Below are 23,967 nucleotides of genomic sequence, written 5' to 3' on the forward strand. Positions count from 1 at the left end.
CTCTCCCTCTCCGTCTCCGTCTCCGTTCCCGTGTAAGGGCATGGAGAATGACTCGGCTCCGCACAGCAGCTGTCGCGCGGAGCCGAGTCGTTTCCGTCAGTGCAGTCAGCCCTCGGCGTGCAGTCAGTCCTCGAAGTGCAGTCAGTCCTCGAAGTGCAGTCAGTCCTCGGCGAGAAGTCTGTCGAGGGCGGCGCCCGCTCCCCCGTCGTGCAGCACGGCGAGGGTGGCAAGATACGGCTCTCGGAACGCCGGGTCGTCGACGAGGTCGCCGAAGAGCAGACGGTTCTCGATGAACGCCGTCGGGTTCTCGCGCTGCGAGAGGGCGATGGCCTGCAGGCTGTCCGCCAGCCGGTCGACGATCACGATGGGCTGGCCCTCCTCATCGACCCCCTCGGCGTAGCGAGCCCAGCTGGCGACGACGCCGGCGGAGAGCGGCACGGGAACGCCTGCCGCGAGGTCGTGTCGCACGACGGGGAGCAGCCATTTCGGGATCCGGTCGCTGGACTCCGCGCAGAGCCGAGCAAGGGTGTCGCGGATCTCGGGGTTCGAGAAGCGCTCGATCAGTTCCGCCTTGTACGCGTCGAGGTCGATGCCGGGAACGGGGTCCAGCGAGGGGGTGGCCTCGCGGTCCATGTAGCGGCGGAGGAGCTCAGCGATGCGCTCGTCGGCGAGCGCCTCGTGCGCGTAGCGGTACCCCGCGAGGTAGCCGAAGTAGGTGAGGCCCTGGTGGCTGGCGTTGAGCAGGCGCAGCTTCATGAGCTCGTACGGCAGCACATCGTCGACCAGTTGCGCTCCGACGAGCTCCCACTCGGGCCTCCCGGCCGGGAAGTGGTCCTCGACGACCCATTGCGTGAACGGTTCGCACACGACGGGCCAGCGGTCGACGATGCCGAACCGCTCTTCGATCTCGGCCCGATCGGCGTCGGTGGTCACCGGGGTGATGCGGTCGACCATGGCGTTCGGAAACGCGACCTCCGACTCGATCCAGTCGGCCAGCTCGGGGTCGACGAGGCGGGCGAAGCCGCCGATGGCCTGCTTCGCCACATCACCGTTCGATTGGATGTTGTCGCAGGACTGCACGGTGAACGGCGGGGTTCCCGCATCGCGCCGTCGTCGGAGCGCGGCCACGATCAGACCGAACGCACTGTGCGGGAGTCCCGACCCCGCGAGATCGGCCGCGATGTCGGGGCTGCTCGGGTCGAACTCGCCCGTGGCCGGGTCGATGCTGTACCCGCCCTCGGTGATGGTGAGCGAGACGATGCGCACCGCCGGATCCGCCATCCGCGCGATGACCGCCTCGGGGTCGTCGGGGGCGAACAGGTAGTCGATCATCGAGCCGATCACGCGGGCTTCGCGGCTGCCGTCCGCGTGCTTGAGCATCACGGTGTACAGGTGGTCCTGTGCGGCGAGCGCCTCGGCCATGCGCCGGTCCTGCGGGAGCACGCCGACACCGCAGAGCGCGAAGTCGAGGGCAAGACCCCGCGACATCAGTTCGTCGAGGTAGACCGCCTGGTGGGCGCGGTGGAAGCCGCCCACTCCGAAGTGCACGATTCCCACGCTGAGACTCGACCGGTCGTAAGCGGGTACCGCGACCTCCGGATCCAGCTGGTCGAGGGTCTGGTCGGAGAGCTCTGTCATGTCGGTGAGTCCCGTCAGCGGATCGCGATGGGGTTGACCGGTGCGCCGCTCGCCCCGTGCACCTTGAGAGGAGCCGCCGTGTAGAGGAAGTCCCAGCGGTTGTCCGCGGCGCAGGCCGCGGCCAGGTCGTCGAGCCAGACGATCTCGGTGAAAGCGATGCCGAGGTTGCGCATGAGCGCGTTGTGCAGTGGCAGCTCGACGCCGGACTCGTGCCAGGTGGTCTCGTTGGCGACGAGGTCGGTGACCAGGTTGGGGATCTCCATGCGCTGGAACCATTCGACGAGGTCCCGCGACCAGGTGAGTCCCGGCTCGTTCCAGTCGGCGTAGAACTCCTCCGGGGTCGTCTCGTAATAGTGCCCCAGCCAACCGGTACGGATGACGATGATGTCGCGCGGCTGGATCTCGATGCCCTGCGCGCGGGCCGCGTCCTGCAGGTCGAGGTGCGTGAAGCTCTCACCCTTGCCCAGCGACTCCTTGCCGTAGTAGCGAGCCATGTCGATGAGCACGCCGTGGCCGACCACCCCGCGTTCGGCGATCGGGAGGATGGAGGCCTTCCGCAGCTCGCCGTCGGTGGTCATCGCGTCGTAGCCGTTCCAGATCTGCCCGCCGTACCAGAGGTGCCCGAGAGCGTCGTACTGGGTCGAGCCCTGGAGGAACATTTCGATCTTGTCGTCGGCCCAGTGGTGACCGCTCGCCGGCTCCTCAGCGCCGCGCTGGAAGAAGCCCTCGTCGGACACCGACGTGCGGACGGCCCCGGTGCGGGTGGGGTGCACGGGGTCTTCGAAGCCGGGCTTGCCGATCGGCACCTGCAGGGTGAACGACTGGCCGGAACGGATCGCGGCCGCCCCTCGCAGGGCCTCTTCCGGGGTCAGGTAGTTGAGGCTGCCGACCTCGTCATCGGGACCCCATTTGCCCCAGTTCTTGGGCGCATCGTCGCCGAGCAGTTCCGCGATCGTGCGCGGTGAATCACTGGACATCAGGTACCTCTTCTACTTCTCGTCTGTCGCTTCTTCGGGACGGTAACGCCGGGGTCGCTGCCGGGTCGGCGTCAGCCCGCTCGGGTGAGCTTGCGGGCGACGGTGCTGAAGGAGACCGCCGCGATGAGCACGAGACCCTGGAACAGGAACTGCGCGAACGCCGGGACGCCGATGATCGCGAGCCCGTTGAAGCCGGTGGCGACGGTGACGACACCGACGACGGTGCCGAGGATGTGGAACTGCCCCTCCCGCATCACGGCTGTTCCGAGGAACGCGGCCGCGAAGGCTTGCAGGGTGTACCCGTCACCTCCCGTCGCCTGCCCGCTGCCGACGACGGAGGCGAGGAGGATGCCGGTGATCGCCGCGCAGATCGAGCAGATCACAAACGCCGCGGTCGTGACGCTGCGGACGGGGACGCCGACGAGACGGGATGCCTCCGCGTTGCCGCCGACGGCCTGGATGTTGCGGCCGAGGACGGTGCGGTTGAGCACCACCCAGAGGATCGCGACGATGACGACCATGTAGTAGACGTTCTTCGGGATGCCGAACCAGGTGCCGACGGAGATCTCGGTGAACTCGGGCACGTAGGCGCCGAACGGCTGGGCGGCTCCGCCCGAGATCAGGTAGTTCGCACCGATCGCCACGCTGCCGACACCGAGGGTGGCCACGAGCGCGTTGACCCCGAGTCGCGTGACGAGGAACGAGTTGAGCAGACCGACAGCCAGGCCGATCAGGATGGCGACGATGATCGCGACCGGGATCGGGACGCCGCCGATCAGCATGGCGGCGACGGCGATGCCCGAGAGGCTCGCGGTGTTGCCGATGCTGAGGTCGAACTGGTTGGCGGCGAGGACCAGGGTCAGACCGCACGCGACGATCGCCGCGAGAGCGGACTGGTTGAAGATCTGGACGATGTTGCCCCAGGACAGGAAGTACTTGGGCTCCATGATCGAGAACACGATCACGAGGAGTGCGAGCACGATGAGAGCGCCGTACTTGCCCATGAACAGGGTGACGGACTGCCCCGCCGACCGCTTCGGAGTTGTGTCGACGGCGGGCGCCGGCGCGATGTCGGTGGTCATACGATTTCTTCCTTCACGTGGTCGTTGTAGATCTCGGAGAGCATCTGTTCCTCGGTGACGCCCGGCCCCTGCAGTTCGCCGATGGTCCGCCCCTCCACCATCACCACGACGCGGTGGCAGATGGAGAGCTCCTCGAGCTCGGAGCTGACGACGACGACCGCATTGCCGGCCGCCGCGAAATCCTCCATGGTCTGCCAGATCTGCTGGCGCGCACCGATGTCGACGCCACGGGTCGGCTCGTCGAGGAGCATGACCCGGGCGCCGCGCGAGAGCCACCGGCCGAAGACGACCTTCTGCTGGTTGCCGCCCGACAGGGTTCCGACGGCCACCTGGGGGTCGCGAGCCTTGATGCTGAGCGCCTTCACCATGCGGTCGGTGACGCCGTTCGCCTTGCGGTCGCTGACGAACGGGGAGAAGCGGTTCGCGACGGTCGAACCCCAGGCACCCATCGTCATGTTCGAGCGGACCGAATCGGTCATGATGAGCGCCTGCGAGCGGCGCTCCTCGGGGACGAGTGCGACACCCTGGCGGACCGCATCGCGCACATTGGCCGCGCGGTACGGCTTGCCGTCGAGGGTCATCTCGCCGCTCGTGAGCTTGCGCTCGCCGAAGATGGCGCCGAAGGTCTCGGTCCGGCCGGCGCCGACCACGCCGGCGATGCCGACGATCTCGCCCGCGCGGACATCGAAGCTGACGTCGCGCACGCGGTCCCCGTCGGAGAGGTGCGATGCCGAGAAGACGATAGGCGCGTCGCGATCGACCCGCGAGATCTCGGCGCGGGGGCCGAGACCCACGGTCGAACCGGTGATGCCGCGGACGAGGTCGTCGCGGGTGTACCCACCGCGTTCGAAGCGACCCGTGACCCTGCCGTCCTTGAAGACGGTGATGCGGTCGCTGAGGTCCTCGATCTCTCCCAGCCGGTGACTCACGTAGGCCACGGTCACACCGGTGGCGGCGAGGTCGCGGACGATGCGGAAGAGGCGCTGGCATTCGACGTCGGAGAGCACTGCCGTCGGCTCGTCCATCGCGATGAAGCGGACATCGCGGACGAGCGCACGACCGATCGCGACGAGGCCGCGCTCCGCGGGACTGAGCTGGCGGACCGGCTTGCGGAGCGAGAAGCCCATGCCGAGCAGGTCGGCGACGTCCTTCGCGCGACGCGACGCCTCGCGTCGGTCGACGAAGCCGAGACGTCCGACCTCCTTCACACCCAGCGTCATGTTGTCGATCGCCGAGAAGTCGGGGATCAGCGCAAGCTCCTGATGGATGAAGGAGAAGCCGAGCGCATCGGCGTCGGCCGGACGCTCGATCGAACGCTCCTCGCCATCGACGAGGATGCTCCCCGAGCTCGGGGTGATCACCCCGCCGATGATGTTCAGGAGGGTGGACTTGCCGGCGCCGTTGGCGCCGACAAGTCCGTGGATCTCACCTCGACGGAAATCGAGACTGACCCCCGAGAGCGCCCTGACAGCTCCGAACGACCGGCTGACGTCGCGTGCTTCGACGAGGGGCACGCTCGGGTCGACCTGAGTCACGGTGTCGGGAGCTGGTTCGCGGTTAGCCATTGGTCCATGGTCTTTCTCGGGGGTCGATCTCGGTTCTGGCGATGCGAGCGGGAATTAGTTCCGCTCGACCTCCGGGTGATCTTCGAGGAACTGGTCGATGTTCTCGGAGGTGAGGACGATGTTCGACGCCGTCAGTCCCTTCGGCTCGCCATCCTTCAGGTATCCGTTGACCAGCTCGAGCGCCTGGGCACCCATGCCGTCGAAGTCGATCCAGAGGTCGGCGGCCACGGCACCGCTCTTGATGCCGTCGAGGATGGACACGCTGTAGTCCCAGGTGAAGATGGGCAGCGCATCGGTGCGGCCGGCCTGCTGGATGCCCGCGAGGGCTCCCGCGGTCGAGTCGGAGAAGCAGGACCAGATGGCGAAGTTGCCGGAGCCCTCCGGGTTCGCCGCGAGCCATGCAGCTGTCGCGTTCTGCGCGTCGACGACCTGGCCCGGGATCGGGAACTCGTGCTTGTCGACCTTGATATCGAGCCCGGCCTTCTCGATCTGCTCATCGCGGTACTCGGCGCGCAGACGGCACGGGGTGCCGGGCGTGTAGTCGAGCGTCAGGATGTTGGTGACCTTGTTGTCCTCGAGGTACTTCACGAAGACGTCGTTGATGGGCTCGGGGGCGACGAGGTCCACCGCGCCGGCCATGCCGTCGAGCAGGGGGCTGGCGAGGAAGAACACAGGGATCTCCGCGGCCTTCGCCTGGGAGAGGCACTGGGCCATCTGGTCCTGGGCGAACGTGGTGATGATGAGCGCCGTGACCTGACGCGTCACGTACTGGCTGCAGATCGTGTTGGCCTGGCCTGCGTCGCCCTTCGGGTCCTGGGTCAGGACCTCCCAGCCGGCATCCTTGAACGCCTTGTTGGTGCTGTTGTCGAACGCGGCGTCGGAGGCCGACGTCATGTCGAACGCGACGAGCCCGAGGGTCTGATCGCCCCCGCCGCCGCCTTCACCGCCGCCACCACCGCTGTCGCCGGCGCATCCGGCCAGGGTGATCGCGAGGCCGGCGACGATCGCCATTCCCGCGGCGACACGGCTGCGCCGCGCCACCTTGTTGAAAACAGTGCTGTGCATGACTACTCCACTTCTTTGTCAAGAGTCCGCGGTGCGACACAGGTGTGGCACCACCGTTGGTGCTGACAGGTTGTAAACGTATCCTATCAAGTGGTCATCTAGTAATATCTCGTTCCGACCGAACGAAGGTTGGTGTTCCGGCCGCGCGAGCGGACTCGCGACGGCGCCGGCCGAGTGCCGACGCGGATAGGCCGGTCATGTGAGCTCCAGCAGGCGGGCGAGGTTTCCGCCGCAGACGAGTTGGTGCGCTTCGTCCGAGTCGACAGTCCGGCGCATCTTCTCGAATTCCCAGCTGTAGTCGCTGAACGGGGAGTCGCTGCCCCAGATGGTTTTCTCGGGGCCGAGCTCGCGGATCTGGTGGGCGATCTCGAAGGCGGGGACGCGTGCCGCCTCGAGGTAGAGGTTCGGGAGTTCGCGCGCGGCCTCGATCGCCTGCTCATGCGTGCGGAAGACGCCACTGTGCGCCATCAGCACCGGCACCTCGGGATAGGCGCGAGCGACCTTCGCGAACGCCGGCGGGGCATTGAGCACGTCATCGGCGCCGTGGGAGAGCAGCACAAGTCGACGCTCGCGGACCGCATCGAGCACCGGAGCGAGCAGATCGAGGTCGGCGAGGTTGTAGCCGTGGATTGTCGGATGCAGTTTCACACCCCGGTAACCGCGGTCGGCGCGCTCGTGGATCTCGACGACGGCTCGATCACCGAACCACGGGTCGACCGCGAGGAACGGGATGAAACGCCCGGGGACGGCGGCGACCGCCTCGTCGACGTCGTCGTTCGTGAACCCGCCTTCGACATGCGGGAATATGCATGCGAGATCGACCCCGGCCTCATCCATTCGCGCACGCAGCTCGGGACCCGTCTGGGTCGACCCGATCCGGGTGCCGACATGGCTGTGAGAGTCGATGATCACTGGGTCGCTCCTTCGCGTTCCGCCCGCAGTCACGCTACCCAAACGGCCCCACCGCACCTAGCCCGCGGACGTCCTGTTCTGATACAAATTTTCACGTGGAGACAGTGAAGTCAGCCGGACGTGCGGAGCAACTGCTCAATCGTGCCGCCGAACTCGAGGTGATCGTGCGCCATCCGGAGCGCTCGGTGGTGTGGCTCGAGCACGATTTCCCAGCGCCGATCGCCCGATGGAACTATCACCCCGAGTACGAGATCCACCTCATCCGGCACGGCGCCGGCCGCTTCATCGTCGGCGACCACATCGGCGCATTCGGCCCGGGGCATGTGACGCTCGTCGGAGCGGGCCTGCCGCACCACTGGCTCAGCGATCTGGCACCGGGCGAGGTCCTCCGCAAGCGCGATGCCGTGATCCAATTCGATCGCGCATGGCTCGAGCGCGCGTCGGTCGAGATGCCCGAACTCCGGGAGCTCCGTCCGCTCCTTGATCAGTCCTCACGAGGAATCGAGTTCCACGGGCGCACCGCCGTCGAGGCGGCGGAGGCCATCGAGGCCATGGGGGCGACGGACCATCTGCTGCGGCTCATCCACTTCTTCCGGGTCCTCGGGATACTCAGCCGGTCGCCGAAGGAGGACCGGGTCGTGCTGGCGCGCGACTGGTTCACCCCGCCCGGAGCCGCATCGCCTGCCGCCGGCGCGGTCGAACGCAGCCTCGGCTACATCTTCGACAACCTCGCCGGCACCGTGCGGATGGCCGAGGCCGCCCGCTTGGCGGGGATGTCGCAGCCGACGTTCTCGCGGTTCTTCCAGCGGGCGAGCGGGCGGACGTTCAGCGAGATGGTCCGCATGCTGCGGATCGCACGCGCACGCGTCCTGCTCGAGGAGTCCGATGCCCCGATCGCGGGTATCTGCTACGACGTGGGCTACAGCAACCTGTCCAACTTCAACCGGCAGTTCCTCCGCGAAGTCGGCATGACGCCCCGGGCGTATCGACGATCGGTGGGCTCGAGACAGTAGGACGCCTCGACCGGCGACCTCGGCGGTCCGGGCATTTCCGGCCATGACACGCGGCAGCTCCGGCGCTCGATCGGCGGTCCCGAGGGGCGGTCCCGAGGGGCGGTCCCGCGCAGGTGTCGGGCCCACCTGACAGGGTGGACGACATGGATACCCGCCTCGCCGCAGAAACCGCTCTCCGCGAGCTGGTCGGTCGTCCCGACGCGGTGTTCCACGACGGCCAGTTCGAGGCCATCTCGGCCCTGGTCGACGACGCCCGGCGGGCCCTCGTCGTGCAGCGGACGGGTTGGGGCAAGTCGGCCGTCTACTTCGTCGCGACCCGGCTGCTCCGGCAGCGGGGCGCCGGACCGACTCTGCTCGTCTCTCCCCTGCTCGCGCTGATGCGGGATCAGGTCGCCGCGGCGGCCCGCGCGGGCGTGCGTGCCGTGTCCATCAATTCCGCCAATGCCCACGAGTGGGGTGAAGTGCGCGAGCAGCTCCAGCGCGATGAGGTCGATGTGCTGCTGCTCTCCCCCGAGAGACTGAACAACCCGACCTTCCGCGACGAGCAGCTTCCGGACCTGGTGGCCAGGACCGGTCTGGTCGTCGTGGACGAGGCGCACTGCATCTCCGACTGGGGGCACGACTTCCGCCCCGACTACCGCCGGCTCCGCGAATTGATCCAGGAGATCCCCTCCGGCGTTCCCGTTCTCGCAACGACGGCGACGGCGAACAGCCGGGTCGTCGCCGACGTGGTCGAGCAGCTCGGCGCCGCAGGTGAGGCCGCAGGCGAGGTCCTGACCATCCGCGGCCCGCTCGCTCGACGGTCCCTGCGTCTCGGGGTGCTGCGACTCCCCGACGCGGCCGCGCGCCTGGGCTGGCTGACCGCTCATCTGGCCGACCTGCCGGGCAGCGGGATCGTGTACGCACTGACGGTGTCGGCCGCCGAAGACACGGCCCGGCTGCTGCGTGAGGCGGGCCATGAGGTGCTCGCCTACACCGGTCAGACCGATCCCGAGCAGCGCGAGCAGGCCGAGCAGCTGTTGAAGCAGAACCGGGTCAAGGCCCTGATCGCGACGAGTGCTCTGGGGATGGGCTTCGACAAGCCCGACCTCGGCTTCGTGCTGCACCTCGGGGCGCCGAGCTCTCCAGTGGCCTACTACCAGCAGGTCGGCCGCGCCGGACGCGCCACCGAGAACGCCGACGTGCTCCTGCTGCCCGGCCCCGAGGATCCCGCCATCTGGCAGTACTTCGCCACCGCCGCGATGCCGACCGAGGAGCGCGCCGCGGCAGTGCTCCGGGAACTCGGTGACCAGCCGATCTCGACTCCGGCTCTCGAGGCGCTGGTCGACATCCGGCGGTCTCGACTCGAGCTGCTGCTCAAGGTGCTCGATGTCGACGGGGCAGTGCGCCGCGTGCGGGGCGGTTGGGTCTCCACGGGCCGGCCGTGGACCTACGACCGGGTGCGGTACGAGCGGATCGCCCAGGCGCGAACCGCCGAGCAGCAGCACATGCTCGACTACGAGACCAGCGACCGCTGCCGTATGGCGTTCCTGCAGGAGTCGCTCGACGATCCCTCCGCCGAGCCGTGCGGGCGCTGCGATCGCTGCGCGGGTGTCTGGTACCCCACGGACGTCCCCGAAGCCTCGACCCGAGCGGCGACCGCGTCGCTCGACCGCGTCGGCGTGGCCGTGGAACCCCGGGCGCAGTGGCCGACGGGTGCCGCCTCCCGCGGCGTGCCGATGCGCGGCAACCTTCCGCAGGGCGACCGCGCGAGCGAGGGGCGTGCGCTCGCGCGTCTGACCGATCTCGGTTGGGGCGGCCCGCTTCGCGAGCTCTTCGCGACCGGCGCGACGGATGTTCCCATTCCCGACGCGATGCTCGGCGCCTGCGTGCGGGTGCTCGCCGAATGGGATTGGGCTGAGCGCCCGGTGGGCATCGTCACCGTGCCGAGTCGCAGTCGACCGGTCCTCGTCGAATCGATCGCCGCGGGTGTCGCCCGGATCGGCAGGCTTCCGCTTCTGGGCTCGCTCGATCGCACCGGCGAGGGCGGAGCATCCGGAGAGACCGGCAACAGCGCGTACCGGCTGGGCGCGGTGTGGCCGGCGTTCCGCGTCGGCAACGAGCTGGCTTCGGCGTTGACCTCGGCGTCGGGGCCGGTCCTCCTGGTCGACGATCTGGCCGACAGTCGCTGGACTCTGACCGTCGCGGCGCGTCTGCTCCGGAACGCCGGCGCACCCGGCGTGCTCCCGTTCGTGCTCGCGCTGCGCAGCTGACGACGGGTCATCACGGGCGGGAGAGCATCGCAACGCAAGGTCTCGCCGCGACGCACTGAGGGCCCGTCGTCGGCGATTCATGCCGATGACGGGCCCTCAGAGTGGCGGTAGCGGTGGGATTTGAACCCACGGTGGAGTTGCCCCCACACATGTTTTCGAGACATGCTCCTTAGGCCGCTCGGACACGCTACCGGGGTCGAGTGTACGCGAGGGCGACGCGCCTTCGCCAATCCGAGGTCGAGCCCCCTCCCCGCGATGACGCGCGGTCGTCACCCCGCGAGATCGTCGGCGTCGCGACCGCTCGGGCCACCAGAACCCTCGTCGGCGTCGACGAACCAGTCCGCCAGGGTGGGGCCATCCGGTTTCGGTGCAGCCTTCGGCTTCTCGCCGACCTTGAACTTCCTGGCGAGGGCATCGCCGATCGCGGACGGTCGGGGCTCTGCGCCGTCGACCAGATCGTCGGATGCATCACTCTCGTCGACGACAGGTCGGAAGCGAACATCCCCCGGCGGTCTGATCACAGCAGCGGGATAGGTCTCGTAGGTCCTCCCGGTGGGCGAGGTCCAGTGGACCACGCCATTCGGATCCATCTCGACTTGCCATCGGCCTCTGGTCTTGACGGGGTGGTGACTCTTGCAAAGCGCCTCGAGGTTGGCGGCGGTCGTCTCACCGTCGTCGATCCAGGCCACCGTGTGGTCGATGTCGCAGTGCTCCGCCGACCTGGTGCAGCCGACGAAGCGGCAGACCTGGTCGCGGACCTGAACGTAGCGACGGAGTTCCACGGGCGGACGGTAGGTGCTGCGCCCGAAGTCGAGGATGGTGCCGTCGGCCGGGTCGGTCAGCAGCCGGATCCAGCTGCTGGCCGTGCCGGCGAGCTTGCGGGCGGTTTCGTGGTCGATGGGTCCGTAACCGCGCAGATGGCCGGGCTCCTCGCTGATGCCCAGCGCGGTGCCGGCCGACACGTGGATGAAGACCTCGGCTTTGACGCCTCGCTGTGCCGCAGGGCTCGGAACCGGCTCTCCGCCCGAGATGGTCGAGGTCAGCCCGAAGGAATCGCCGAGCAGGTCACCGGCGACGTCTGCCTCGATCTGGGACAGCGTGCGGGTCTCGCCAGGAACGCCATGGAGAGTGAGGGCGAGTCCGGTGATCGCCGCCTTGGCGCCGACGATGAGAGGCGCGTCCTGCAGGATGTGCAGCCAGGCCATGCCGTGCGGCGCGGGCTCGACAGCGATGCGCCGCTCGGTCATCGCCTCTGCGTGCTGCGCGACCATCGTGGACGGCGAGATCGCCGCCGCGACGAACGCCGCCTGCTTCTCGAATCGTGGTGCGGGCATGCGCTCGGCGAGCTCGAGGACCTGCGCCTCGTAGTCGGCGAGCAGCTCGGGCGGGACCCCGACAGAGCAGTCGACGACGACGCGCGCGTGCCGATCGGAGAACCGCGCCTCACGCAGGCGCCCGAGCGTCGTCGGGAAGTCGTGGACCAGCCGTCTCGCGTAGTGCAGCTGAGCTTCGGCGGTCCGCTCGTGGATGACGAGCGCGGCCGCGATCTCGGCGCGCAGGTCGCGCCACTCGAGGGCGTCGGGTCGGCTCCAGAGCGCCCCGTGCTCCGCTTCGTACCAGCCGCGCACGGCGTCGATCTGCTCGTAGCGTCGTGCCGCGAACTCGCGTTCGACGACGACCCCGTCTGCCAGCGCATCGACGAGCGCGAGTCCGGGACTCGCCTGCGTCGCCTCGCCGTATGCCTGACTCATCGCCATCCGTCTGCTCGGAACACAGGCGGGAACGGCCGCCGGCATCCACTGAAAAGGGTCACTTCGCCGGCACGCGATGTGCCTCCACTGTAGCACAAAATATCGAACGCGTGTTCGAATGTCGGACATCCGGCGCGCTCCTCGGCTGATGTCGGCGGGCGAACGTAGCCTTGCCGCATGGCTCGTGTCACCGCTTCGGCTTCGCCCTTCCGCTGCACCGAATGCGGGTGGACGACCTCGAAATGGGTCGGCCGCTGCGCGGAGTGCCAGCAGTGGGGCACCGTGATCGAATCGGCCGAGAAGACGGGCATCACCCGCAGCATCCGGCCCACCGCCGTCGTCGGCGATCGGGTCGCCCGGCCCATCGGCGAGATCGAGGTGGAGTCCGCCACCCACCGACCCAGCGGCATCGCCGAGTTCGATCGCGTGCTCGGCGGCGGCATCGTCCCCGGCGCCGCCGTTCTGCTCTCGGGTGAGCCGGGGGTGGGCAAGTCGACCCTGCTGCTCGAGGTCGCCGCCCGGGCCGCAGCAACGGGTTCCCGGGTCCTCTACGTCAGCGCCGAGGAGTCAGCCGGACAGGTGCGCATGCGCGCCGAGCGCACCGGGGCTCTGCACCCGCAGCTGTACCTGGCTGCCGAGACCGACCTCGCTACCGTGCTCGGCCAGGTCGACGCCGTCTCCCCCGATCTCCTCATCGTCGACTCCGTACAGACCGTGTCGTCGGGCGAGATCGACGGCTTCGCGGGCGGACCCTCCCAGGTGCGCGAGGTGGCGTCGGCTCTCATCCGGCTCGCCAAGCAGCGCGGCCTGCCCGTGCTCCTCGTCGGGCACGTCACGAAGGACGGCAGCATCGCCGGTCCACGCCTCCTCGAACACCTCGTCGATGTCGTCTGCACATTCGACGGCGACCGTCAGACCTCGCTCCGATTCATCCGCGCCCTCAAGAACCGGTTCGGCCCCGTCGACGAGGTCGGGTGCTTCGAGATGTCAGGCGACGGCATCGTCGAGGTCTCCGACCCCAGCGGCCTCTTCATGAGCCGTAACAGCAAGGCCGTCAGCGGCACCTGCGTGACCATCGCGATGGAGGGGCGGCGCGCACTCCCCGTCGAAGTTCAGGCTCTCGTCGTCAAGACCTCGGCGCCCAACCCGCGGCGCGTCGTCAGCGGCGTCGATTCAGCGCGGGTCGCCATGGTGCTCGCCGTCCTCGAACGGCGTGCGGGTATCGGCTTGAGCGGACTCGACGTCTACGTCTCGACGGTCGGCGGCATCCGCCTGACCGAGCCCGGAGCCGACCTCGCGATCGCCCTCGCCGTCGCCTCGGCCGCCCGGGACGTACCCGTCGGCCACGATGTCATCGCGGTCGGCGAGATCAGTCTCGCGGGTGAGATCCGTCCGGTGTCGATGGCCTCGCAGCGCAGCGGTGAAGCCCGGCGCCTCGGCTTCAGGAAGGTCCTCGACCACTCCACCGGCTCCGCCGAATCAGCCCTCCGCCTCGCCCTGGGCTGACCGTTCGACTCAGCTCGCCCCCGCTCGAGCGCCGCGAATCGAGTACGCCCGAACTCGCGTCGGAAGGTTCGATGGGGGCCGGTTCCCCTCCGCCTCGACCCGCCTCTGGCGTGTCGGCTGCCGGTCGCAATACGCTCCCGCCAACCGACGAACCGAGGGCAGCATGAGACGCACGATACGGGCCGCAGCGACCATCATCCTCACGGCGGGACTCGTGCTCGCCGGCGCCACGGCCGCCTTCGCCGACCATGATGCCGGGATCGAGGGAACCGACCACTGCGAATACGGAGGCACCCTTGTCGGAGGGCCGTCGACCACCCTCTACACCGACCTCTGGACGACCAAACGGGTGAAGGGCACCCTGACGGTCGTCTGCACATTCACGGGCATCCCGTCCCTCGTGCCCGCAGATCAGATGGGCGGCTGGAAGCCCGACTGGTACGCCCCGACGAAGCCGCGCCTCTACACCGAGACGGTTCCGTGCTTCCCGCCCGGAGGCGAGCTCGCGGGCGGCACCGGTCCCGGCGGCAACGGAGTGCCGACGGCAGACCGCACCGGTGTCGTCTTCTACAGGTCCACCGCGCTGCTCACCTGCTTCTGGGCGGACGACCCTACCGACGACCCCGGCTATTGGGACGCATCTGCCACACCGTAGGACTCCCCGATCGGGGCACCGCAGGGCGGCTCAGTAGAGCAGGAACTGCTTGGTGTCCGACGAGGTGAAGCCGCCCACCGAGACCTGCAGGTGATAGGAGGCGCCTCCGGCGGCGACCTGTTCGCGAACGGCGTCCGCGGCGCAGGTGTCGGTCGAGGAGCGTTCACGCGGCCAGGTGAAACTCGCCGAGGAGGTCGGCGCCGCGCCGGATGAGGCCGGCTCCAGCGTCAGGTCGAAGTCCTTCGGATCGGTCTGGCAGTCAGTCGACGTCCAGATCTTCTCGTCGCCGCTCGTCACCGTGAAGACCTGCTGCGAGGTTCCCACGTTGATGATGCAGGCCACCGAGCCCGTGTTCGCGAGCGTCCAGGAGAGCTGCGGCTCGACACCGGCGTCATACGAGTCCGCGTCGGTCACCGGGGAGACGGAAACCTGGTCGGGAGTGCACGCGACAGGCCCGGTCGCCGCCCCCGGGTCCACGGGCGCCGACGCGTCGACAGGAGCCTGCGCCGCGTCCGTCGCGGCCGGTGCAGGAGCGGCGGCATCCGCCGGGGGACGGACGAAGATCAAGACGACGACCGCGATGATCGCCACCACGACGAGCAGGACGACGAGCCGGCGCCGCCGATAGACGCGACTCGGAAGGGGTCCGGAGGGGTCACTGATGCCCGACATGTGCACAGGCTAGGCCCGTGTCCCCCGTCAGCCCCGCATTGGCGGCCCGATCCTGCGGATTCCTCAGCCTCGTGCGTCGGAGTTCCCGACGCTTCGCGCCGGGTTGGCTTCGATCAGGACAGCAGTTTGAGCATCCGGGTGTTGCCGAGAGTGTTCGGCTTCACGCGGGCCAGGTCGAGAAACTCCGCCACACCCTCGTCGGACGAGCGCACCAGCTCGGCGTAGACCTCCGGCGGAACGACCTGCTCGCCGATGGGCAGGAATCCGTTGCGCCCGAAGAACTCGGTCTCGAACGTGAGGCAGAACAGGCGGGTGAGGCCGAGTTCCGCGGCCTCCTCCTCGAGGCGGGTCAGCAGAGCCCGACCGACGCCTCGGCGAAGGCTGCTCTCCCGCACTGCCAGAGTGCGGACCTCGCCGATGTCCTCCCAGATCACGTGCAGCGCACCGCATCCGATCAGTTCGCCGTCGGCGTCCTCCGCGATCACGAACTCCTGGATGGACTCGTAGAAGACGACGAGGTCCTTGCCGAGCAGGATGCGCTTCTGCACGAGCGGCTCCACCAGGGCGGCGATGCCGGGGACGTCTGCGGTCCGCGCGCGGCGCACGACGAACGAGGAGGAACTCACCCTCCTATCTTGGCCCACCCCGGTCCTGGTGCTCGACGGAGTACCGCGTGCGCGCACGTTCCGGGCATCGGGGCCGGCCGGATCCCCCGCGCAAGCGTGCCCGGTGGGCCCAGTGCGCGCTCGCCCGGAACGCCCAGGTGTGGTGGACCGAAGGACCTTAACGGGAGAAGGCCGGACCCGCGAGGGTCCGGCCTTCTTCGCCTACTGGGTCAGCCTGCGGCTGCGATGTCGGGCGAGGCGCTGATGGCGCCCTGGGTGGTACCCGCTCCGACCATGTCGCCGCGCTTGCCCGTCGTGAAGACGAACTCGCCATCGAGGAAATCGACGTGGACGTGGTCGCCCGCGACCAGCTCGCCGTGCAGGATCTTCTCCGACAGACGGTCCTCGACCTCGTGCTGAACCGCGCGACGCAACGGACGTGCACCGAGTGCCGGGTCGAACCCGACCTCGATCAGACGGTCCTTCGCCGAATCGGTCAGCTCCACGGTCAGGTCGCGGTCCATCATGCGGAACGCGAGACGCTTCACGAACAGATCGACGATCTGACGCAGCTCGGGCTTCGTGAGCTGCGGGAAGACGATCGTCTCGTCGACGCGGTTCAGGAACTCGGGCTTGAAGTGCTTCTTCAGCTCCTCGACCACCTTGGCGCGCATCCGGTCGTAACCGGTCGCCGTGTCGCCCTCCATGACGAAGCCGACCGGACCACCCGAGATGTCGCGGGTGCCGAGGTTCGTCGTCATGATGATGACGGTGTTCTTGAAGTCGACGACGCGGCCCTGACCATCGGTCAACCGGCCCTCCTCCAGAATCTGGAGCAGGGAGTTGAAGATGTCGGGGTGCGCCTTCTCGATCTCGTCGAAGAGCACGACACTGAACGGCTTGCGGCGGACCTTCTCGGTCAGCTGGCCGCCCTCTTCGAATCCGACGAATCCGGGAGGAGCACCGAACAGGCGGGAAACGGTGTGCTTCTCGCCGTACTCCGACATGTCGAGCGAGATCAGCGCGTTCTCGTCGTCGAACAGGAACTCGGCGAGCGCCTTGGCCAGCTCGGTCTTACCGACACCCGTGGGACCGGCGAAGATGAACGAACCGGAGGGACGCTTCGGGTCCTTCAGGCCGGCGCGGGTGCGGCGGATGGTCTTGGCGAGGACCGAGATGGCCTCCTCCTGACCGATGACGCGCTCGTGCAGGGCCTTCTCCATGAAGATGAGCCGGCTCGACTCCTCCTCGGTGAGCTTGAACACCGGGATGCCCGTCGCCTGGGCGAGGACCTCGGCGATCAGACCCTCGTCGACCTCAGCGGTCGTCGCGACGTCGCCCGACTTCCACTTCTTCTCGAGGCGCAGGCGCTCGGCGAGGAGCTGCTTCTCCTCGTCGCGCAGGCCGGCGGCCTTCTCGAAGTCCTGGTCCTCGATGGCGGTCTCCTTGGCGGCACGCACCACGGCGATCTTCTCGTCGAACTCGCGCAGCTCGGGCGGGGCGGACAGGATCGACAGACGCAGGCGGGCGCCGGCCTCGTCGATCAGGTCGATGGCCTTGTCGGGCAGGAAGCGATCGGCGATGTAGCGGTCGGCCAGGTTGGCCGCTGCCACGATGGCACCGTCGGTGATGGACACCTTGTGGTGCGCCTCGTACCGGTCACGCAGCCCCTTGAGGATGTTGATCGTGTGGGGCAGCGACGGCTCGGCCACCTGGATCGGCTGGAAGCGACGCTCGAGAGCGGCATCCTTCTCGAAGTGCTTGCGGTACTCGTCGAGAGTGGTCGCACCGATGGTCTGCAGCTCACCGCGGGCGAGCAGCGGCTTGAGGATGCTGGCCGCGTCGATCGCACCCTCGGCGGCACCCGCACCGACCAGGGTGTGGATCTCGTCGATGAAGGTGATGATGTCGCCGCGGGTGCGGATCTCCTTCGTCACCTTCTTGAGACGCTCCTCGAAGTCACCGCGGTAGCGGCTTCCGGCGATGAGCGAGCCCAGGTCGAGCGTGTAGAGCTGCTTGTCCTTGAGCGTCTCGGGAACGTCTCCGCGCACGATCGCCTGGGCGAGGCCCTCGACGACGGCGGTCTTGCCGACGCCCGGCTCGCCGATGAGGACGGGGTTGTTCTTCGAGCGGCGCGACAGGATCTGCATGACGCGCTCGATCTCCTTCTCGCGCCCGATGACCGGGTCGAGCTTGCCGTCGCGCGCTGCCTGGGTGAGGTTGCGACCGAACTGGTCGAGCACCTGCGAACCCTGGGCCTGTCCCTGCTGGGTCTCACCGCCGACGGCGATGGACTCCTTGCCCTGGTAGCCCGACAGGAGCTGGATGACCTGCTGGCGCACGCGGTTCAGGTCGGCGCCCAGCTTCACGAGGACCTGGGCTGCAACGCCTTCGCCCTCGCGGATGAGGCCGAGCAGGATGTGCTCGGTTCCGATGTAGTTGTGGCCGAGCTGCAGAGCCTCGCGGAGCGAGAGCTCGAGCACCTTCTTGGCACGCGGCGTGAACGGGATGTGACCCGTGGGCTGCTGCTGGCCCTGGCCGATGATGTCCTGGACCTGCTCACGCACGGCGTCGAGCGAGATGCCCAACGACTCGAGCGCCTTGGCGGCGACGCCCTCGCCCTCGTGGATGAGACCGAGCAGGATGTGCTCGGTGCCGATGTAGTTGTGATTGAGCATCTTGGCCTCTTCTTGGGCCAAGACGACGACACGACGGGCTCGATCGGTGAATCTCTCGAACATGGTGGTCACCTCCCCCGACGCCGTTCAGGGAAGGCGGCGCCGATAGAGAAAGGGTAACCAGGCCTCGGGCCGAATCTGCTCCTGTTCGCTCACGGCAAGACACTGGGACTCCGGTGGGAGAGTCGCGGCGTCGCGCGCCCCCATCCGGGGCAGAAAGTAACCCCGGTTACCGGTAGATTCACTGGTGTGACCGATGGAGTGAGGAGCTCGGGATGATCCAGCGCGCTCCCGGGGCCGCGATCGGGCGTTACACGATCACCGGCGAGATCGGACAGGGCGGCATGTCGACGGTGTACGCCTGCTACGACCGGCTTCTCGATCGCGATGTGGCCATCAAGGTGTTCGCGGCGCAGGCGGTCAACCCCGAGCTGGTCCGGGTTCAGGAGGCCGAGGCTCGACTGGCCGCGAAGCTGAACCATCACGCCCTGACCACCCTGTTCGACGCGGGCGTCGATTCGAGCGAGCCCGAACGCCCGCAGATCTACCTGGTCATGGAGCACGTCCACGGCGACGATCTGATGCGCCGGCTCGAGCACGGCCCTCTCACCACCCTCCAGGTCTCCTATCTCGGTACCGACCTCTCCAACGCTCTGCAGTACGTGCATGAGAACGGGTTTCTGCACTGCGACATCAAACCGGCGAACATCCTCATCGCCGATCGCAACTTCGACTCCCGCATCCGAGGGAAGCTGACCGACTTCGGCATCGCCGGCATCGTCGGTGCGGCTTCCGGCAAGGGCACGACGACGGGGACCGCCGCCTATCTCAGCCCCGAGCAGATCGAGGGCGCCGACCCCAGCACCGCGACCGACGTGTACGCGCTCGGGCTCGTCCTCGTCGAGGCACTGACCGCTCGGCTCGAATACCCGGGCACCATGGAGCAGACCGCCCTCGAGCGGCTGCGGCGGGACCCTGTCATCCCGAGCACGGTGCCCGCCGATCTGGCCGACATCCTGCGTGGCATGACCCACCGCAACCCCCTCATGCGGATACCTGCTCACGAGGCAGCCGACCGGTTCGAACGCGTCGCGGCACGCCTCATCGCCGAACGACGCGGCGACGCCCCGCCTCCCGAACCGAAATCAGAGGAAGCGCGTCTGGATGCGGTGCACCGCTACGGTGTGCTCGACACCCCGCCCGACGCCGCGTTCGACCGCATCTCCCGGCTGGCGGGGCGAATGCTCGACAGTCCGATCTCCTTCGTCTCGATCGTCGACGGAGAGCGCGTCTTCCACAAGGCGCGGCTCGGGGTCGACGTCGCCGAGGTACCCCGTGAGGTCTCGCTCTGCCCGATCACCGTCGATATCGGCCGGTCGTGGACCGTCGCCGATATCAGCGTGGATGACAGGACCCGCGACAATCCGGTGCTCAAGCAGTACGGGGTCCGCGCCTATGCCGCGGCGCCGCTCGTGACGGAAGACGGGCACAACATCGGCTCGCTGTGCGTGTACGACGTGAGGCCGCGCGCGTTCACCCAGCAGAACCTCGACGACCTGACCGAGCTCGCCGCCGTTGCGATGCACGAACTGGAGCTGCGGCGCGCAGCCCGGCGGTTGGCGTTCGACCGCGACTGACGACCCTCGCCCTTATCGAATATCGATGTATTATCGTGGAACGATAACAACGATGATCGATAAGGAGCCGTCATGTCCGAATCACGGATCGACCGCGCGCCCCGCTTCGCCTCGCGAGCGGACCTACTCACGGCCACCACCGTCGGCGGCATCGCCGCCGTCTGGACCATCGTCCAACTCGTCCTCCGCCTCGTCGAGGTCATCCCCAACCGGAACGTCCCCGTCCCGGTGTGGATCGATGACGCGAGCGCCACACTCCCCCTGCCGGACGGAACGGCCGACATCGCGCTCACGAGCGGCACGGCCATCGTCAGCGGCATGCCGGCCATCACCCTGGTGAGCGTCGCCGGGGCCGCGATCATCACCGCGGCCGCTTCCCTCGCGGTGATCGGACTCGTCCTCGCGCTCTGCCTGAACCTCGCGCGCGGTCGCTACTTCAGCACCCGCAACACCCTCACCGTCACCGCCATCTCGGCGACCATCGCGGTCGGCTGGTTCGTCAGCCACCTCTTCACCCAGATGGCGAGCAACGGAGCCATCGCTGCGCTGACGGACAGGGCCTACGAGGCGAGCACGATTCCGTTCGACTGGACGCCGATCCTCGCCGCGATCGCGGTCGGCGCCGTCGCGGCCGCCTTCCGGGCGGGCGAGCGGCTCCAGCGCGACACGGAAGGGCTCGTCTGATGCCTCCCGCCGAGGGGATCGAGCTGTCACGGGTGCACTGCCGGCTCGATGAACTCCTCGCTGCGAGGAGCATGACGCTGACCAGGCTCAGCGAGCTGGTGGGCGTCAGCCTGGTGAATCTGTCGGTGCTGAAGAACGACCGGGCGAAGGCGATCCGCTTCTCGACACTGACCGCGATCTGCGAAGCACTCGAGTGCGAGATCGGCGATCTGCTCGTGCTCGGCAGCGTCACTCGCGGCAACTAGGCGGCCGACGAGCCGGTACGACCCCGTCGCTCGGACACCGGGTCCATCGCTGCACCCGGTTCTGCACGTTCCGGCGAGACACGCCTGCCGGAAGGTGCGTCCGGAGCCGGAACATCCACCTCTGCGGGTGGTCGGGCCCGGGTGGGCGAGGGCCGGGTCAGGCGCGGGCGGGCGGGAGGCCCGCCTTCGCGCGCTCTTCGGCCTCGACCTTGGCGCGAGCCTGACGCTCGTGCCGGTCGGACCGGATGATCGCGGCCATCACGAACCAGAACAGGCCACCCACGAGGACGGTCGGCGCAATCGACCACAGAGCGTTCAGCCAGAAATCCATAACGGCACCAGGATACGCGCCCGCGAACAGCCGGCGGCCGTGCGGATCAGTCGAGGTCCGCGCTCTTCTTCCGGTTGTGCAGCGTGACCGCGACGGCCACGATGCCGAACAGAGCGAGAAGCGTGAGGACGAGGATGGGGATCAGCGGATTGGTCGGAGCCGTCGCCGCAGCAGGCGTCGCTGCCGAGTCGATGCCGTCGACCTCGACCGCGAGAGTGTCGAGGGCGCCGAGGCTCGAGGTGCCGGCGGCGGCGGTGGGGCTCGGAGTGGGCGTCGGAACCGCGATGGCGGGCGTCGTCGGGGCCGGCGTCGGCACGACGGCGGGGACCGAGCTGGTCGAGCGGCGCGGAGTCGTGGTCGTCGAACGGACGATCGGGGCCGGGACGACGGGGTTGCTCACGGGAGGCGCGGGATTCTCGGCGGCGGGGGTGCTCGGCTGAGGCTCGGGCTCGGTCACCGGGGGCTCGCTGGGCACAGGCGAGGTGCTCGGATCAATCGGGCCAGTGGGGCCAGTGGGATCAGTCGGGTCCGAGGGATCGGTCGGACCAGTCGGGTCCGAGGGATCGGTCGGATCAGCTGGATCCGTGGGACCAGTCGGATCGCTTGGATTGGTCGGGTCCGTCGGATCGACGACCGCCGAGACGACCCCGCCGACGATGTCATCGACCGGGAGCAGGTCGTCGAGACCGAGTGCCGACGCCGAAGCGGCGGGGGCGAAGACGGTGGCGGAGATGACGAATCCCACTGCCAGGGCGACGGCGCGACGGCGAGTGCTGATCCGCATGGAGCTTCCTTCTGAAAAGAGACCTGTTTTCGCCGGCGGGGGCACGGCTTGGAGCAGCAGGTCGGTCTTCGACGATAGACCACGACTGACCCCCGAACAAGGGGTCGACCGGTGCACAAGACGACACACCGGAAAGATCGGATCTGGGGGGGTCAGTTGCCGCCCGAGATCATCATGAATATTCCGTTGAGCAGGAAGTACAGACCGATGCCGCTGACGATCACCCAGATCGCGATCCGGTTCATCGACGGCGGCCTCGGCTTGTTCTTGTCGCGGAGCTCGTCGTCGGGCAGATAGCTCATCGGTCGCTCATTTCACCAGGGGGAAGAGGATGGTCTCGCGGATGCCGAGGCCCGTCAGCGCCATGAGAAGGCGATCGATGCCCATCCCCATGCCGCCGGTCGGGGGCATGCCGTGCTCGAGGGCACGGAGGAACTCCTCGTCGACGCGCATGGCCTCGGGGTCGCCCTTCGACGCGAGCAGGGCCTGCTCGACGAAGCGCTCGCGCTGGATCACCGGGTCGACGAGCTCGGAGTAGCCGGTGGCGAGTTCGAAGCCGCGGACGTAGAGGTCCCACTTCTCGACGACGCCGGGGATGCTGCGGTGATCGCGCACGAGCGGCGAGGTGTCGACGGGGAAGTCCATCACGAAGGTGGGGGCCACGAGGCCGGGCTTGACGAAGTGCTCCCACAGCTCCTCGACGTACTTGCCGCGCAGCGGGTGCTCGATCTCGACCCCGACACGGTCGGCGAGGGCTGCGAGCTCGGCCTGCGGCGTCTCGGGGGTGATCAGGACGCCTGCCGCCTCACTGAGCGACTCGTACATGCTGATCCGGGTCCACTCGCCGCCGAGGTCGTACTCCGTGCCGTCGGCCCAGGTGACGACGTGCGCCCCGAAGGCGTCGAACGCCGCACCCTGGATGAGCTCCTGGGTGAGATCGGCGATGCCGTTGTAGTCGCTGTACGCCTGGTAGGCCTCGAGCATCGCGAACTCGGGCGAGTGCGTCGAGTCGGCCCCTTCGTTGCGGAAGTTGCGGTTGATCTCGAAGATGCGCTCGAGCCCGCCGACCGCCGCCCGCTTGAGGAACAGCTCGGGGGCGATGCGCAGGAACAGCTCGGTGTCGAAGGCGTTGCTGTGCGTGACGAAGGGTCGAGCGGCGGCACCGCCGTGCTGCACCTGCAGCATGGGGGTCTCGAGCTCGAGGAAGTCGTGCCGGTCGAACGTGCGCCGCAGCGACGCGACGGCCTTCGCCCTGGCGCGGACCGTCGACCGGGCCTGTTCGCGAACGATGAGATCGAGGTAACGGCTGCGGACCCGGGTCTCCTCACTGAGCTCGGCGTGCAGATTGGGGAGGGGCAGGATCGCCTTCGCGGCGATCTTCCACTCGGAGACCAGAACCGACAGCTCACCGCGGCGCGAGGTGATGACCTCGCCGACGACGAACAGGTGATCGCCGAGATCGACGAGCTCCTTCCACCGCTCGAGGGACTCCTCCCCCACCTCCGCGAGGCTCAGCATCGCCTGGATGCGGTCGCCGTCGCCGGCCTGGATGGAAGCGAAGCAGAGCTTGCCCGTGTTCCGCAGGTGGACGACACGTCCCGCCAGGGCGACCGTGTGGCCGGTCTTGACGTCGCTCTCGAGGTTCTGGAACCGCTCGCGCACGGCGGCGATGGTGTCCGTGATCGCGACACCTACCGGGTACGCCTCGGCTCCCGACTCGATCAGTCGCGCGCGCTTGGCGAGGCGGACGGCCTTCTGCTCGCTGACCTCCTCGTCGGGGTCGAACTCGTCGGGCTGCACGGGAGCAGAGGGCTGCTCGGTCACGGATGACTCCTCGGAAGATCAGGGGGCGCACTCGAGATCGGAGCGGCCACGCCAGACAACGGTACCGTCACGAGCCGGGCGCGGCGGCGGG

At 68.3% G+C, this 23,967-nt stretch carries 21 protein-coding genes and 1 tRNA gene; 7 read left to right on the forward strand and 15 right to left on the reverse strand.

Annotated features, from left to right (window positions below; genetic code table 11):
- Nucleotides 1-159: 159 nt before the first annotated feature.
- The 6 genes from DDQ50_RS01295 to DDQ50_RS01320 all read right to left on the reverse strand — a co-directional run bounded on the left by DDQ50_RS01295 (nt 160) and on the right by DDQ50_RS01320 (nt 7,239).
- Nucleotides 160-1,638, reverse strand: coding sequence for a mannitol dehydrogenase family protein (locus tag DDQ50_RS01295; RefSeq protein ID WP_116754932.1), 1,479 nt, complete (start codon nt 1,636-1,638; stop codon nt 160-162).
- A 14-nt stretch (nt 1,639-1,652) separates the two neighbouring features.
- Complete coding sequence (locus DDQ50_RS01300) at nt 1,653-2,615, reverse strand: cyclase family protein (protein ID WP_116754933.1); 963 nt, start codon at nt 2,613-2,615, stop codon at nt 1,653-1,655.
- Nucleotides 2,616-2,686: 71 nt separating this feature from the next.
- A complete protein-coding gene (locus tag DDQ50_RS01305; protein WP_116754934.1) occupies nt 2,687-3,697 on the reverse strand; it encodes an ABC transporter permease in 1,011 nt (336 codons plus the stop codon).
- Nucleotides 3,694-5,262, reverse strand: coding sequence for a sugar ABC transporter ATP-binding protein (locus tag DDQ50_RS01310; protein WP_116754935.1), 1,569 nt, complete (start codon nt 5,260-5,262; stop codon nt 3,694-3,696). Before DDQ50_RS01310 ends, DDQ50_RS01305 begins: the two co-directional genes overlap by 4 nt.
- 54 nt (nt 5,263-5,316) lie before the next feature.
- Nucleotides 5,317-6,327 carry a sugar ABC transporter substrate-binding protein gene (locus tag DDQ50_RS01315; RefSeq protein WP_116754936.1) on the reverse strand — a complete coding sequence of 337 codons (1,011 nt, stop codon included), beginning with the start codon at nt 6,325-6,327 and terminating at the stop codon, nt 5,317-5,319.
- A gap of 195 nt (nt 6,328-6,522) precedes the next feature.
- The gene (locus DDQ50_RS01320; RefSeq protein ID WP_116754937.1) at nt 6,523-7,239 is read right to left on the reverse strand and encodes an amidohydrolase family protein; all 717 of its coding nucleotides are present in this window, start codon (nt 7,237-7,239) and stop codon (nt 6,523-6,525) included.
- Between the two features lie 95 nt (nt 7,240-7,334).
- Between DDQ50_RS01320 and DDQ50_RS01325 the strand changes: the two genes are divergently transcribed.
- Both DDQ50_RS01325 and DDQ50_RS01330 read left to right on the forward strand, forming a co-directional pair.
- Complete coding sequence (locus DDQ50_RS01325) at nt 7,335-8,252, forward strand: helix-turn-helix domain-containing protein (RefSeq protein WP_116754938.1); 918 nt, start codon at nt 7,335-7,337, stop codon at nt 8,250-8,252.
- A gap of 143 nt (nt 8,253-8,395) precedes the next feature.
- Nucleotides 8,396-10,504, forward strand: coding sequence for a RecQ family ATP-dependent DNA helicase (locus tag DDQ50_RS01330; RefSeq protein ID WP_116754939.1), 2,109 nt, complete (start codon nt 8,396-8,398; stop codon nt 10,502-10,504).
- Between the two features lie 102 nt (nt 10,505-10,606).
- Here the strand turns inward: DDQ50_RS01330 and DDQ50_RS01335 are convergent.
- Both DDQ50_RS01335 and DDQ50_RS01340 read right to left on the reverse strand, forming a co-directional pair.
- Nucleotides 10,607-10,696: transfer RNA gene (locus DDQ50_RS01335), tRNA-Ser, on the reverse strand.
- A 77-nt stretch (nt 10,697-10,773) separates the two neighbouring features.
- Nucleotides 10,774-12,255, reverse strand: coding sequence for an HNH endonuclease (locus DDQ50_RS01340; RefSeq protein ID WP_165829648.1), 1,482 nt, complete (start codon nt 12,253-12,255; stop codon nt 10,774-10,776).
- Nucleotides 12,256-12,432: 177 nt separating this feature from the next.
- Here DDQ50_RS01340 and radA point away from each other — a divergent pair, with 177 nt between their 5' ends.
- Nucleotides 12,433-13,761: a DNA repair protein RadA gene (gene radA, locus DDQ50_RS01345; protein ID WP_116754941.1), complete on the forward strand. Its 1,329-nt coding sequence runs from the start codon at nt 12,433-12,435 to the stop codon at nt 13,759-13,761.
- Between the two features lie 163 nt (nt 13,762-13,924).
- A complete protein-coding gene (locus tag DDQ50_RS01350) occupies nt 13,925-14,416 on the forward strand; it encodes a hypothetical protein (RefSeq protein ID WP_116754942.1) in 492 nt (163 codons plus the stop codon).
- Between the two features lie 30 nt (nt 14,417-14,446).
- On the opposite strand, the gene DDQ50_RS01355 is transcribed toward DDQ50_RS01350, so the two are convergent.
- The 3 genes from DDQ50_RS01355 to DDQ50_RS01365 all read right to left on the reverse strand — a co-directional run bounded on the left by DDQ50_RS01355 (nt 14,447) and on the right by DDQ50_RS01365 (nt 18,434).
- Nucleotides 14,447-15,088 carry a hypothetical protein gene (locus DDQ50_RS01355; protein ID WP_116754943.1) on the reverse strand — a complete coding sequence of 214 codons (642 nt, stop codon included), beginning with the start codon at nt 15,086-15,088 and terminating at the stop codon, nt 14,447-14,449.
- Between the two features lie 113 nt (nt 15,089-15,201).
- Nucleotides 15,202-15,714 (reverse strand): amino-acid N-acetyltransferase, encoded by a 513-nt coding sequence (locus DDQ50_RS01360; RefSeq protein ID WP_116754944.1) that lies wholly within the window; start codon nt 15,712-15,714, stop codon nt 15,202-15,204.
- A 209-nt stretch (nt 15,715-15,923) separates the two neighbouring features.
- A complete protein-coding gene (locus DDQ50_RS01365; RefSeq protein WP_116754945.1) occupies nt 15,924-18,434 on the reverse strand; it encodes an ATP-dependent Clp protease ATP-binding subunit in 2,511 nt (836 codons plus the stop codon).
- Between the two features lie 212 nt (nt 18,435-18,646).
- Here DDQ50_RS01365 and DDQ50_RS01370 point away from each other — a divergent pair, with 212 nt between their 5' ends.
- From DDQ50_RS01370 to DDQ50_RS01380, 3 genes are all read left to right on the forward strand, one after another.
- The gene (locus DDQ50_RS01370) at nt 18,647-20,008 is read left to right on the forward strand and encodes a protein kinase domain-containing protein (protein ID WP_116754946.1); all 1,362 of its coding nucleotides are present in this window, start codon (nt 18,647-18,649) and stop codon (nt 20,006-20,008) included.
- A gap of 72 nt (nt 20,009-20,080) precedes the next feature.
- Nucleotides 20,081-20,692, forward strand: a complete 612-nt coding sequence (locus DDQ50_RS01375) for a hypothetical protein (protein WP_116754947.1) — start codon at nt 20,081-20,083, stop codon at nt 20,690-20,692.
- Entirely contained in the window at nt 20,692-20,937 is a 246-nt protein-coding gene (locus DDQ50_RS01380; RefSeq protein WP_116754948.1) for a helix-turn-helix domain-containing protein, read from the forward strand. The genes DDQ50_RS01375 and DDQ50_RS01380 overlap by 1 nt, the downstream gene beginning before the upstream one ends.
- Before the next feature lie 157 nt (nt 20,938-21,094).
- Here DDQ50_RS01380 and DDQ50_RS17140 read toward each other — a convergent pair whose 3' ends face one another.
- The 4 genes from DDQ50_RS17140 to lysS form a co-directional block, all read right to left on the reverse strand.
- Nucleotides 21,095-21,268: a hypothetical protein gene (locus tag DDQ50_RS17140; protein WP_165829649.1), complete on the reverse strand. Its 174-nt coding sequence runs from the start codon at nt 21,266-21,268 to the stop codon at nt 21,095-21,097.
- 46 nt (nt 21,269-21,314) lie between these two features.
- Complete coding sequence (locus DDQ50_RS17445) at nt 21,315-22,052, reverse strand: hypothetical protein (protein WP_116754949.1); 738 nt, start codon at nt 22,050-22,052, stop codon at nt 21,315-21,317.
- Between the two features lie 152 nt (nt 22,053-22,204).
- Entirely contained in the window at nt 22,205-22,354 is a 150-nt protein-coding gene (locus DDQ50_RS17150) for a hypothetical protein (protein ID WP_165829650.1), read from the reverse strand.
- A 7-nt stretch (nt 22,355-22,361) separates the two neighbouring features.
- The gene (lysS, locus tag DDQ50_RS01390; RefSeq protein WP_116754950.1) at nt 22,362-23,876 is read right to left on the reverse strand and encodes a lysine--tRNA ligase; all 1,515 of its coding nucleotides are present in this window, start codon (nt 23,874-23,876) and stop codon (nt 22,362-22,364) included.
- Nucleotides 23,877-23,967 lie beyond the last annotated feature (91 nt).

The sequence above is a fragment of the Amnibacterium flavum genome, from assembly GCF_003097495.1.
Lineage (GTDB): Bacteria > Actinomycetota > Actinomycetes > Actinomycetales > Microbacteriaceae > Naasia > Naasia flava.